Source organism: Rhodoferax sp. ZS1R8, from assembly GCF_056521325.1.
On record NZ_JBWMBA010000002.1, the window covers coordinates 109,335 to 121,778 of the forward strand.

At 59.9% G+C, this 12,444-nt stretch carries 12 protein-coding genes; 7 read left to right on the forward strand and 5 right to left on the reverse strand.

What is annotated here, in order from left to right; genetic code table 11:
• Window positions 1-216 precede the first annotated feature (216 nt).
• Window positions 217-753, forward strand: coding sequence for a GNAT family N-acetyltransferase (locus tag AC097P_RS06555; protein WP_479609589.1), 537 nt, complete (start codon window positions 217-219; stop codon window positions 751-753).
• 5 nt (window positions 754-758) lie between these two features.
• On the opposite strand, the gene AC097P_RS06560 is transcribed toward AC097P_RS06555, so the two are convergent.
• Window positions 759-1,745: a LysR substrate-binding domain-containing protein gene (locus AC097P_RS06560; protein ID WP_479609590.1), complete on the reverse strand. Its 987-nt coding sequence runs from the start codon at window positions 1,743-1,745 to the stop codon at window positions 759-761.
• A 126-nt stretch (window positions 1,746-1,871) separates the two neighbouring features.
• On the opposite strand from AC097P_RS06560, the gene AC097P_RS06565 reads away from it, so the two are divergent.
• Entirely contained in the window at window positions 1,872-2,357 is a 486-nt protein-coding gene (locus AC097P_RS06565; protein ID WP_479609591.1) for a DUF2917 domain-containing protein, read from the forward strand.
• A 4-nt stretch (window positions 2,358-2,361) separates the two neighbouring features.
• On the opposite strand, the gene AC097P_RS06570 is transcribed toward AC097P_RS06565, so the two are convergent.
• Complete coding sequence (locus AC097P_RS06570; RefSeq protein ID WP_479609592.1) at window positions 2,362-3,753, reverse strand: CoA transferase; 1,392 nt, start codon at window positions 3,751-3,753, stop codon at window positions 2,362-2,364.
• A 92-nt stretch (window positions 3,754-3,845) separates the two neighbouring features.
• On the opposite strand from AC097P_RS06570, the gene AC097P_RS06575 reads away from it, so the two are divergent.
• Both AC097P_RS06575 and AC097P_RS06580 read left to right on the forward strand, forming a co-directional pair.
• On the forward strand, window positions 3,846-5,546 hold the full coding sequence (locus tag AC097P_RS06575; protein WP_479609593.1) for a M14 family zinc carboxypeptidase: 1,701 nt from the start codon (window positions 3,846-3,848) through the stop codon (window positions 5,544-5,546).
• Window positions 5,547-5,603: 57 nt separating this feature from the next.
• Entirely contained in the window at window positions 5,604-5,930 is a 327-nt protein-coding gene (locus tag AC097P_RS06580; RefSeq protein ID WP_479609594.1) for a hypothetical protein, read from the forward strand.
• Window positions 5,931-5,949: 19 nt separating this feature from the next.
• Here the strand turns inward: AC097P_RS06580 and AC097P_RS06585 are convergent, their stop codons facing one another.
• Together AC097P_RS06585 and AC097P_RS06590 are read right to left on the reverse strand one after the other, a co-directional pair.
• The gene (locus tag AC097P_RS06585) at window positions 5,950-6,693 is read right to left on the reverse strand and encodes an anti-sigma factor (protein WP_479609595.1); all 744 of its coding nucleotides are present in this window, start codon (window positions 6,691-6,693) and stop codon (window positions 5,950-5,952) included.
• The gene (locus AC097P_RS06590; RefSeq protein WP_479609596.1) at window positions 6,690-7,292 is read right to left on the reverse strand and encodes an RNA polymerase sigma factor; all 603 of its coding nucleotides are present in this window, start codon (window positions 7,290-7,292) and stop codon (window positions 6,690-6,692) included. Before AC097P_RS06590 ends, AC097P_RS06585 begins: the two co-directional genes overlap by 4 nt.
• A 147-nt stretch (window positions 7,293-7,439) precedes the next feature.
• Between AC097P_RS06590 and AC097P_RS06595 the strand changes: the two genes are divergently transcribed.
• A complete protein-coding gene (locus AC097P_RS06595; protein WP_479609597.1) occupies window positions 7,440-8,372 on the forward strand; it encodes a FecR domain-containing protein in 933 nt (310 codons plus the stop codon).
• A 7-nt stretch (window positions 8,373-8,379) separates the two neighbouring features.
• Here AC097P_RS06595 and AC097P_RS06600 read toward each other — a convergent pair whose 3' ends face one another.
• Window positions 8,380-10,635: a TonB-dependent receptor gene (locus AC097P_RS06600; RefSeq protein WP_479609598.1), complete on the reverse strand. Its 2,256-nt coding sequence runs from the start codon at window positions 10,633-10,635 to the stop codon at window positions 8,380-8,382.
• Window positions 10,636-10,839: 204 nt separating this feature from the next.
• Between AC097P_RS06600 and AC097P_RS06605 the strand changes: the two genes are divergently transcribed.
• Both AC097P_RS06605 and AC097P_RS06610 read left to right on the forward strand, forming a co-directional pair.
• Window positions 10,840-11,247 carry a hypothetical protein gene (locus tag AC097P_RS06605; RefSeq protein ID WP_479609599.1) on the forward strand — a complete coding sequence of 136 codons (408 nt, stop codon included), beginning with the start codon at window positions 10,840-10,842 and terminating at the stop codon, window positions 11,245-11,247.
• Window positions 11,248-11,603: 356 nt separating this feature from the next.
• Entirely contained in the window at window positions 11,604-12,395 is a 792-nt protein-coding gene (locus AC097P_RS06610; RefSeq protein WP_479609600.1) for a hypothetical protein, read from the forward strand.
• Window positions 12,396-12,444: the final 49 nt, after the last annotated feature.

Consider the following 12,444-nt stretch of genomic DNA (forward strand, 5'->3'; position numbering starts at 1 on the left):
TCTTCATGAAATAGGGCTGCAGGCCTCGTCAGCGTAGCGTGAGCAGCTATCAAAATAGGAGTGGTGCGATTACGCATGAAAGTCTGGTTAGTTGGACCGGGCACAGGCGGATGGATCAATAGCGGGAGTCTAGGGAGCGCGTGGAGCGTAGCGGGCTGGGAAGCTGCGCCAGTCTCCAGAAGCCAGCCGACGGGTATCAAAATACAATACTGGCGCATGACCGCGCTTCGAATCTGCTACCCCACAGAGGCCGACGCCGAGCCGTTGCTGGCGTTTGAAAATGCCAACCGCGCCTACTTCGAGCACTGGATCAATGCGCGTGACCCTTCTTACTACAGCATCGGTGCGGTACGCGCTGCCATGGCTGAGGCCCAGGCCGAGCGGCTGCGCGACACCGCCCACCAGTTCCTCGTCAAGCTCGGAGGTCGGCTCATAGGCCGTGTGAACTTCACCGCTGTGGCACGGCCCTATTTCAACAAGGCCACCATCGGCTACCGCATAGGTGAAGACTGCGCGGGCCAGGGTTACGCCAGTCAGGCCGTCGGGTTGGCCTTGCAAGAAGCCTTTGGAACGTTGAAGCTTGACCGCATAGAGGCCGTCGTGCGGTCCGGGCATGTGGGCTCTGCGCGCGTGCTGGAGCGCAATGGTTTTGTGCAGTTCGGGCTATCGCGGCGCAGCATGCTGTTGCACGGCCAGTACTACGACCTGGCCCACTTTGAGCGGCACGCGCAGCCGCTGTCAGTGCAGGGCTGACGCGGCTAATTCAGGTCGTCCACCGTGTCGGGGTCTGGTACGTCGCCGATAGCCACGCGTGTCCGTTCCGCCTGGGCTTGCAACCATTTGCAGAACGCCACGATCTCGGGGCGCCCGCCGGCGCGGGGACCGACGATCAGCCAGTAAACCATGGGCGAGTCCAGACGCATATTCGGCAGTATCTCGACCAGGTCGCCGCTGGCCAGGCTGTCAGACACCAGCGGCATGCGGGCCAGCGCCACGCCCTGGCCGGTGAGTGCGGCCTGCGCGATCTGGTGGGCATAGTTGAAATACAGCCAGCGCTTGGGCTCCAGCGTCTTGAAGTTGTGCGTGTCCAGCCAGCGCCGCCAGGTTAGCCACTCCAGGTTTTGGGTGCGGTGCGAGTCGCTGGCCTCGATCAGGCCAAAGTGCACCAGGTCGCTGCCTTTTTTCAGCGGATGGCCGCTCTTGAGCAGCCACGGGCTGGCCACCGGGGTTAGTTGCTCTCCGAACAACCGCACCGCGCCGGCGGGGGCTTGTGCCGGACGCACATAGCGCAGGGCCACGTCAATGTCGGCGGTCTCCATGTCCACCGGCACATCGCTGGCGTCGATACGGATGTCGATGTCAGGGTGCGCGCTTTGAAAATCCTCCAGGCGGGGAATCAACCACATGGACGCAAACGATGCCCAAGTGCTGATCGTGACACTGCGCCGGCCCGCGCTGCGGCGTATCAGGCGCACTGTACTGTCCAGGCGGTCCAGCGACGGCAGCACGGCGCGCAGCAATTGGGCACCAGCGCCGGTCAGCTCCACGGCGCGGGTGTGGCGCAAGAAAAGGGGTACGCCCACCTCTTCTTCCATGGCCTGGATCTGGCGGCTGACCGCACTCTGCGTCAGCGACAGCTCTTCGGCCGCTGCGCGAAAGTTCAGGTGCCGGGCCACGGCCTCAAAAGCGCGCAGGTGGCCCACCGCTATGGGGCGGGTACGCAGATGGTTTTCAGAATGCTGCATGGGTGATAGGGCAGAGCAGAAAGGTATTGATGCGAAATTGGAATGAATAGCTTATCCCGTTTTCATTGGACGATCAAGGGTTATCCCGCGATCATTCAGGCATCAAACGCAACAAAGGAGCGCACCATGTCAAGCCGCAATTTCCTGGATTTCCAAGCCTCAACAAGCCAGGACGCCGTTCGCGGTATCTGGAAGTTGGCCCCCGGGCGCGCGCTGAGCCTGCAGCCGCGCCAAGCCGGGTTGTTGCGTGTGGCGCAAGGCCAGGTATGGGTCACGCTAGACGCCGAACACCGCGGTGCCGGTAACGAGTCGGGAGACTACTTTCTGCACGCCGGCGAGCAGTTAACGGTTGGTCCCGGTCAACATCTCGTGCTGGAACCTTTCGAGCGTGCTGACCAGCAAGCCGTCTATTTTGAGTGGGAACCGGCACCTGCCAGCGTATGTGCTCTGGCTGTACCCAACCCCCATGCCGTCACGCAGCCACTGCGGGATCTTGGCCAGGCCTTGGGCATGGTGGGCTCGGCCCTGGTCCACTTCTGCGAAGGCTTGCTGGCCTATGGCCGCCAGCTGCTGCCCGGCCGCCATGTGGCGCAAGTTACGCACTGCAGCTGAGTATTCAAACCGATCGCGTCGGCCACGCTGGTGCATCCGTACCGGGTGGCACCGAGGGGCGGCTCCACAGTGCAGGTGTGCGTGACAGCTGGGGCGTGGGCCGCACTGCCACCAGTGTGCCGAAGCCCGATGCGTAGGTTTCCAAATAAACCTGCCGATCCGGTGCGGTGACGGCAAAGCCTGAGGGAATGCGGCCCAGGCCGCGCAGCCAGTGTGCCGTTTGTGCAAGGGACACGCGCACATGCCAGCTGCCGCCTTCTTGCAACTGCCGCAGCTTGGCGGCCGCAGTTCCAAAGGCCATCAGGTATCCGCTGGCGTGGTCCAGGATCTGCATGGGCAGAGCCCTGGGCTGGGGTGAGCCGGCCGCTTCGGCCTCGGCCAGATTGAAGCCAGTGGCAGCTTGCACCAGAGAATCAAAACCGCGCCGCTGGGCCCACGGACCCTGATTTCCATACGCCGACAAAGACACGACGACGATGCCGGGCCGCCGTTCAGCCAAGGCTTCAGCACCGTAACCTAGCGCTTGCAGGCCGCCCGGGCGGTAGCTCTGCACGAAGACATCGGTGTTGGCTACCAGCGTATCCATCGCCAGTCTGTCTGCCGCGTTGCGCAGGTCTATGTGGCTGGAGAGTTTGCCGCGGCTGTTTTCGGCGATCAGGCCGATGTTGGGCAGGTGGGGTGCGTTGACTAGCATCACATCTGCGCCTAGCGCCGCAAGGGTACGGCCCGCGACCGGGCCGGCGACGATGCGGGTCAGGTCCAGCACGCGCAGCCCCGTCAACGGCCTTTGGTCTGACTGCAGTTTGGGTAGTTCGCGTGGAGGTGCATCTCCTATGCGTTCTATGGTCAGCAGCGGCTGCGCCGCCACTACCTGCGCGTGGGGGTGGGCGTCCCACTGTGCAAAGCTGCGCAATGCGGAAACAACCAAGCCCTTGTCGGCCGCGGCCTGTTCAAAACCCAACGCCTTCCAACTGCGCAGGGCGCGTTGCGCGTCCTCGCGCTGAGCGCTTGCACCAGACAGCCCCAGCAGTGCCAGTGCACCCTCACGGTGGTGGGCGAAGTTGGCGTGTAGACGCACCCAGCCATCGGCACACGCGTATAGGCCCGAGAAGGGGTCCCACGCATCAATGGTCTTGTCGTCAACGCTGAACCAGCCCTCGCACTCCACTGCCGCATGCGCCATGTTTACGCCCACCGTCTGGCGCTGTTGACCGCGTGCATGGCCCAATTCGCACGCTGCCAGGGCCGCTGCGGCAATGCTGGTTTGCGCTGCGGTACCTACTGCAAAAGACGAGGCGAAAACCGGGTCTGCGCCCTCAAGTTCCAGATGTTCCAAAGCGTGGGGTGTCAATCCACCCAAAAGCCACAGGTTGCGAATGACGGCATGTGGGTCCATGGAAAATATTTGTGCAGTGGCTCGGGCGTGGAAAAAGTGTTGACCGCTTCCCCTAGACTATAACGATCGCCTCACGACAGAAAGTTTGCACCATGGCGCCCTGCGCAACCGGCCAGTACCTCACCCCTTATGAACGTGGCAACCAGAACCAGACAACCCAGTGGAATGACTGCATAGCCTTCTACGGGAAGCTTGCCGCGGACTTTCCCCGCATATTGCATTTCTTCCAGATCGGCATAGCTGACAACGGATTGCCGCTGCATGCGGGCGTGGTCACCAGCGACGGTGTTGGCGACCGTGCGCAGATCAAGGCAGATGGCCGGCCGGTCTTCTTCAACAACAACGGAATCCACCCTGGCGAGCCCGAGGGCATAGATGCCTGCATGGCGCTGGTGCGGGACTTTTGTACCCAACCCGATCGGTTGAAGACCCTGGGCAAGACCGTGTTCCTGTTCATACCGGTGTACAACGTGGACGGCTGCCTCAACCGCCAATCGACTTCGCGTGTGAACCAGTTGGGTCCGGAAAACTTTGGCTTCAGGGCCAACGGGCGCAACCTGGATTTGAACCGCGACTTCATCAAATGCGACAGCTTGGCGGCCCAGGCTTTCAACCGATTCTTTAGCGCCTGGGACCCGGACGTGATGGTCGACACCCACACTTCCAATGGCGCGGACTACCACTACACGATGACGCTGATCAACACCCAGACTGACAAGCTGGGGGGTGGACTGGGTGACTTCCTGCGCGACACCATGCTTCCGGATATCTACAGCAACATGGCCCGCCGTGGTTGGCCAACCTGCCCCTATGTCAATCCGGTCCGCGCCACACCCGACGATGGCATAGAAGACTTTTTAGAAGTACCCCGGTTTTCCACTGGCTACGCGGCGCTGCACCACTGCATTGGCTTCATGCCAGAGACGCACATGCTCAAGCCATTTGCCGACCGCTACGCGGCCATGCGGACGCTGGTGGAGGTGGTGCTGGAGTTCACGGTCGACCACGGCGCGCAGATTCAGGCGCTGCGCCAGGTGGCCCGGAAGAATGCCGCAGAGCGTCGCAGCTGGCCGGTGCTGTGGCAGCCCGATACTGAACGCCCCTCGACCTTCCGTTTCAAGGGCTACGCAGCGGTCTACCGACCCAGTGTGCTCGGTAATTACAACCGTCTGGCGTATGACCGCAACCAGCCCTGGGAGCGTGACATACCGTGGTTCAACCGCTGCTCCGCAGCACTGGAAGTAGCCACACCCAAACAGTATTTGATACCCCAGGCGTGGCGCGAAGTCATTGAGCGCTTGCAATGGAACGGTGTGCAGCTACAGCGGCTGCAGACCAATCAACTGGTGCAGGCCCGGGTGTACCGGATTGCCCACGTGCAGTCACGCGAGCGCCCCTACGAGGGGCATATGTTCCACGACACGGTGGAGCTCACCGCGCACACCGAAACCGTTCAGGCTTATGCGGGCGACGTACTGGTAGACCTGGCCCAGCCTCTTGCTCGCTACGCGGTAGAGACGCTGGAGCCACAGGCCCACGACAGCTTTTTCCGCTGGGGATTTTTCAACAGCGTGCTGGAGAAGAAGGAAGCGTATTCGGATTACGTGTTCGAAGATACTGCGCTGGAGATGTTGCAGCAAGAACCAGAATTGCGGACCCGCTTCGAGGACTGGAAGCGGGAGTACCCCGAACGCATTTCCGACCAGACTGCGGTGCTGGATTTCATCTTTGCCCATGGAAAGCGTTTCAACGAACCAGAGTGGCTGCGCTATCCAGTAGTGGGACTGTTGTGAGGGCCTTTGCGCGGGAGTAGGATGCAGTCAATAGCATTGCTGTGACTGGAGAACGAAATGGCGAACGAACTGGCTGCGGGTGCAGCGACCGATGCATTGCATGAGGATGCGGATGAAGAGATTACCGAGGTGGAGGTGGGCGACCTGATGCACCGCCCGGATGGCTACTACTGGCAGACCCCCGACGGCACCCAGGAATTCGGCCCATTCGAAAACCTGGAGCTTGCACTGGCCCATATGCAGTCGACGAGTGAGGAAGAAGTTACCGAACCTGGTGAAACGCTGCAAGAGGCGGAGGATGAAATTGGCGTAGCCGCCTGGGTGGACCCTGATACCGGAGAACTTGCCGAAGGCCAGTCCACGCCCCGGCTCAACGACGAGTAGGGTTCGTCCGTGATGCCGGTTACCACAGCTTGGCGCAGTTGCCGCTGAATACCACTGGCCCGCGCTGGCGTGAAGGGGCGGCTTCGGTTTCCAATGTCACGGTCAGTTTGCTTACTTTGGAAAACAATTTTTCCGAGGTATCCGGGAGCGAAGAAATGGTCGACCCCTGGGCGGGCACCGTACCGACCGCGAATGGAACCCCGTCTGTAGGATGGGCCCACAGCACCATATAACCTGCGGGCGGCGCAGTTACAGGACCAATGATTTTGATGGCTATCGTCTTGCCGTGGCGCAGCGAGCTGACGAGCACCTTGCCGTTGCCCGCTGTATCGGTCAACAGGCCGACATAGCTCGGTGGCAGACGCTCCCCCGCACGCATGGCTATCTGCTCACTGGATACAAAAAGTGTCGGCGCCATAAAAAACAGTGCCCCCGCCGCCAACATTCCTGCGGCCAGCCCGCCAAAGCCAAAACCTGCCGGCATCAGCCAGCCCAGCCATGCCGGTGGCTTGAGCGGAGCCAGTTGCTCCTGGGGCTTCTGCGTGCGGGCTGCAATTGCCGGCCACAGCTTGGCGGACGGCGTCTGCGGTGGCACTGACAAAGCCAGTTCGCCCAGCCGCATTTCCCACAGCGTGACCTGGGCTTGAATATCTATCCGGTCCGCGCGCAGTCGCTCGAACCGCCGGCGTGCGCCGCCGCGCAACGTGCCTAGAACATAGGCAGAGGCCAAGTGCTCCAACAGATCGGGATGGGTGTACCTCATGCGACCACTCCCTGGTCCGCCAGGCAGGCCTTCAATTTTTCCAGGCCGCGGCGTATCCACGCCTTGACCGAGCCCAGCGGGGCACCCATCTGGGCGGCAACTTCAGTGTGGGACAAGCCTTGGTAGTAGGCCAGCGCCAGACTTTGGCGGTGCGTGCCTTCCAGCGCGCCCATGCAGGCGCCGATGTGCAGGGCTTCGGTCGCCTGCTCCAGCAGTTGCACTGCGCTGGGATTGGCCTGCGCGTTGGATGCCGCGGCCGTGTGGGAGGTCTCTTCATCGTCCGGCGATAACTCGCTTTCCTTGCGGCGGCTGCGCAGTCGCAGGGCGTCTAGTGCCTTGTTGCGCACGATCGCAATCAACCAGGTCATGGGTTGAATGGATTGCCCGCCCACCTCGCTGCGATAGCCACCTGCGTTCTTCCAGATACTCACATACGCCTCTTGCAAAACATCTTCGGCCGATTGGCCGTTGCCTAATATACGCACGGCAACGCCGAACAGATGCGCGTGTGTGCGGGCGTAGAGCTGCGCAAAGCTGGCGTGGTTGCCGTAGGCCGCCAGGCTGATCAACTCCTGGAGGCTGAGGGTGTCCAGTTTCATAACTGGTCAGTATATGGATTTCCAACGCGCGAAGGCCGCAAATACCGTTTTGTCTATTTCTGGACCACCCTGCATCCGGATGGTGATCTGCGTCGTATATGCAGGGGTGGCATGATTTCTGGCGGTGAACCAATTGAGGAGAAGAGCATGGGACGTTTGTCTTCAAAGGCGTGTTTGGCGCTGGTAGCGCTGGTGTGGTTTAAGGCGGCATACGCAGCCCCCGCTGCGCTGTCAACTGCCGAGCCACCCGCAGCCGTGGTGGATGGTGTCGTCAGTCCGGCATGGTTGGAGCGTTTGGGCCGCCGCCAACCCCTATCTGCCGGCATGGTTTTGCAGGAGCGTGACCGTATCGAGACCGGGGCAGATGCCCGCGTGCTGCTGACGCTACCCGAGGGCAGCAAGATCAAGCTGGGTGAGCGCGCGCAGCTGGGGTTTGACACCTTGTTGGCGCGCCGTGAGGGGCAGGATGGCAACGTTTTCCTGAAATCGGCGATCAGCGTCGTGACCGGTGCCTTTCGCTTCACAACGAATGCGCTGTCCAAAGCGCGTAGCCGCCGCGAGGTGGATATCCGCTTGGCCACTGTGACGGCCGGGATCCGCGGCACCGACCTGTGGGGCAAACAGGGGGGTGCCAAAGAGATTGTCTGTCTGCTGGAAGGGAAAATTGAGGTCTCACGCGACCCGGTGGGCGGCCAAAGCTCTTCACCCGTGGTGCTGGACCAGCCGTTGCAGTTCTATATTGCACCCAAGGGGGAACCTACCTTGCCGATCGGCCGGGTGCCGGACGCCCAGTTGGCCCAATGGGTAGCCGAAACCGATATTGCGCGCGGTGCCGGTGGCTCCAGTGTGGATGGTTCCTGGAAGCTGCGCTTTGATACCCAGACCACGTTTGCCCAAGCCATGGCGCTATACGAAGAATTACGCGACCAGGGTTACGCTGCGCAATTCCAGCCCGAAAAAAAAGCTGGCAAGCGCATCTATGTGGTGCAGCTTGCCAACTTGTCCAGCGAAGACGATGCCCGCGCTCTGGCTACCAGACTGGGCCATGGCGGCAATGCCATGCCCAGCGTGGGCCGATAGTTTCTGTTTAAAGGGACATCTTGAACTGCACGCCGTAGGTGCGCGGGTCGTTGACGAAACCCAACAGGTTGTTGAAGTCGATGGCGCCGTTTATCTTTACTTGATTAGTGATGTTGCGGCCGAAGATCGCAGCTTCATACTTACCATTGCCCCAGTTGTAGCCCAAGCGCAGGCCGCCTTCCAGCAAAGATGGTGCGGTGAATTCTTTAGATTCGTACAAGAAAAGATTAGTCTGGCTGCGGTAAGCCCAGTCGGTGTAGATGAAGTACTCACCACCGTCGGAGGTAGGAATGCTGTAGCGTGCAGTGACATTCGCAATCCATTTGGGTGCGTTAGGCAACGGGTTGCCGTCAACCAGTGCAAACTTACCTGTGCCGAAAGTCTGTACGGGGTTTAGAACCGTGCAAGTTCTGCAAATACCGATGGCCAATGCAGGGTCGTTGATTTTTGTATCGTTATAGCTCCCACTGAAAGTTACCAAAAAATTGGGCGTGATGTAGGAATCAAAATTGACCTCGATCCCATCCCCGCTCGCTTTGTTGGCGCTCACCAGCCTCACCGTGTTGTCGGAACCACCTACAGACGTCAGTTGCTGATCTTTTACGTCATAGTGAAACAGGCTGATCGACGTACGGGCTCGCTTCTCAAACAGGTCTGCCTTATACCCGGCCTCAACGGAAAGAATAGTCTCCGGTTTGGCCTGCGTTAACGGGGCACCTTGAGGGGCTTGGATACTAGACCCGCGGTAGCCCGTGGCGACTCGTCCAAACAAATTCGAGTCCTTGTCTAGCTTGTAGGTTGCTCCCAGGTCCCAGGTGACCTGGCTGTCGTTTGTATCGCTACCCAAGCCATTGCTAGCATTAGCTACAGGTCCGGGTTGGCTAATCAACGACTTCTTGTCCTGCGAATAGCGCAAGCCACCCCGAACTTTCAGGTCCGAACTAACGGCGTAGGCCACACTTCCGAATAGTGCATTGGCTTGCGTAGTTTGGTCACTCACGAACACACTCGTTTGAGCATTATTAGCCAAGGAGTTATAGCCATAGCTGTCAAAACCCAACTTTTCACGGAAGAAATAGGTGCCAACTTGCCAACTGAAAGGACCTCGGGTCTTTGACTCCAGGCGAAATTCTTGTGTCACCTGTTGATGATCGCGGATGCCAGTAGCTGATTCGACAGAGAATGGAATCACTCCAGGTCCGCTGACCGGCAAATACGCCGCGCCGTAGCCGCCGTCAATGTCTCCGCGACTGAACACGCTGACTGTTTCATAGCCAGTAATCGAGTAAAAAATGAAATCTGGGAGCGACCATTTCAACTTAAGGTTGGCTCCTTTAATGCTCAGGTTCTGAGAGTTCACGCCGTCAGTTTGAATTCGGGATGGATGGAAGTCATCCACCAGCTCGTTGCTGCCCGGTTTGATGATATTGGCACGGAACAAACGTGCGCTGCCATTTAGGTCGCGGTTGTGGATTCCAATCAACGCGCTGAAGATCCCACCACCATCGTAAGCTGCTTGCAGGCGCACGGCGCGGTCGTCATAGCCTTCCAGATCCTTGGTCGGGCCTTTGTCGTTCTTGACCCAGTTGTCTCGGTGCTGCAGTTGCGCCGAGATGCGGGCGTTCCATTCGCCGGACAGCGGCAGGTTGAAGGCCGTTTCCAGGGCGGCTGTGCCGTAGGTGCCGTAGGACGCGTTGAAGTAACCGTCGGTGGTCTTGGAGGGCTTGACCGAATCAATCTTGACCACGCCAGCGGGGGTGTTGCGGCCAAACAGGGTGCCCTGTGGGCCGGCCAGCACCTCAATACGGTCCACATCAAACACGGGGAAGCCCTTCAGGATGGGGTTTTCCTGCACGATGTCGTCATAGATCAGCGAGACGGGCTGGGAGGCGTTGGAGCGGAAGTCGGTATTGCCGTAACCACGGATGTAGAAGCGCGGGAACGCACGGCCAAACGACGATTCGATGTTCAGGCTGGGTACGCGGCCCGACAGCATGCGGATGTCCATGCCACCCGTATTCAGTACATCAAATTTTTCACCGGAAATGGTGGAGATGGAACTGGGAACGTCCTTGATGTTCTCTGCGCGGCGCTCGGCTGTCACTGTCACGGCTTGCAGCACGCCCGCTTGCGGTGCGGAGGCAGTTTCTGCGGGTGCTGTGGTCTGGGCCATGGCAAAGGCCATGGGCCAGAGTAGTGCAATGCCGACCATGAGCGGCGTTGGCGAAAAACGGTTGTGGCCTGAGCGGGCGAGTTTTTGCATGGGGAATCTCTTTGTTGAATGAATGGTCAGGAAATTGTCGCATGACCCATGCAAATAGCGGGCCATCTTGGCGCAGGCTGTCAGGCCGTTGGTAGCGCGCGACACCCCGGAGCATTGCGAACTTGGACTTTTGTTCGGGGGCGTACATACAAGCACCAGCGTCCGACCTACTCTCGGGCATTCCAACAAGAGGAAGCCACGACCATGAATACACTTACTTGCCATATTTCCGTTGCGCGCCACCTTGCGCTGACTGCCGCCACACTGGTTTTGGCCAGCGGGGCCGCATTTGCCGCCGGTTCGTCGCCAGACGTCTCCAGCGCGGAGCAGCGCTACCGCCAGGAAATGGCCGTCTGCGATAGCGGGCGGTCCCAGCAAGACGTGAAAACTTGTCGCACCGAGGCCCGCAATGCCTTTGCGGAAGCCAAGCGCGGCGCCCTGAGCGATGCGCCCAAGCAATTCGGCAACAACGCCGTGCAGCGTTGCAGCGAATTCACAGGCGACGAACGCAGCGCCTGCGAGGTTCGGGTGCTCAACCCTTCACGCGTGGACGGCAGCGTTGCGGGCGGCGGTCTGGTGCGCGAAAGCGTCATCATTGTCCCCGCGCAATAGTTCAGCGGCCCGCCTAGCGGCAAGCCGCTGTCGGCCGGAATGGTTTAGGTTGAATCTGGCTGTAGCCATCGTCCAGAAAGCGTAAGCAGCTATCAAATATGTAGCACCGATGGAGCCGTAGCGTTCTTCTAAACGCCGCCATTTGCACTGCTTACACCCGATTTCGGTTGTTTTGTGTCGTTTGCGCATAGCCATTTGGCTGCCCCGCCGACCGTATTTTCACCCTCGGAAAGGCGTAGACTCGCCGGTTGCGCCAGTCGGCGCTACTTTTAACTGGGGTGTAACAAAAAATGCGCATACGATCGCTGTCCATTGCTTTTCTTTTTTCCACGCTGGCGTTGCTAGTGTCGGGTTGTATGGAGACTGCCCCTAAGGCTGCCGATACATCTCAGGCTGCGCCCGCACAAGGGGCTGGTCCCACATTTGGCAACCCTTCGCCTAACGCTGGTACATCTACCTCCAATAAGGCCAATGCCGCAGCCGACGCCGCAGCCTACAAGGAAGTTGCCTACAAGAACGCGAGCAAGAAAGGCCCCGCGCTGATCGTCATCCCCGGCGAGATCAAGAGCGCGAACGCGACCTTCACGCAAAAATTCTCCCCCAACAATATTGCCGATTTTGGTGAGCTGGAATTGTCCCAAGCCAACTTCACGGTGCTGGAGCGGGCCAACCTGGGTAACCTGCTGAACGAAATCACGCTGGCTTACAACCTGGGCAATGTCGCCCAGGCCCGTAAGACCATGCAGGTTGGCAAACTCAAGACCACGAAGTGGATTGTCAAATTCGACATCCTGAAGGCCGAGCAGATTGCCGAGAACTCCAAGGGCTTTGATGGCCAGGCTATCGGTGGTCTGATCGGATCGCTGTCGGGTACCCGTGCGGGTGCCGCGACCGGTCATGTCGTGGGTTCTGTGAAGACTGGCGATTCCACTGGCGTGTGGCTGATCGGCATGCGCTACAAGATCATGAATGCCAGCACCACTGAGCAGGTGGCGCAGGGCTACAAGGAACTGAAGATGGAAGTCGGCGCCACGCGCACCAGCGTGATGGGCATCTCCGAGAGCGCCAAGGGTGGCGTCGGCTTGGACACGATGATCCAGCGCCTGATCCAGACTGCGGTCTGGGATATTGACGCTAAGTACAAATAAGCCCCCACGCTCCGCCGCTGCGCGGGTCGCCGCCCCCCGAGGGGGCTAA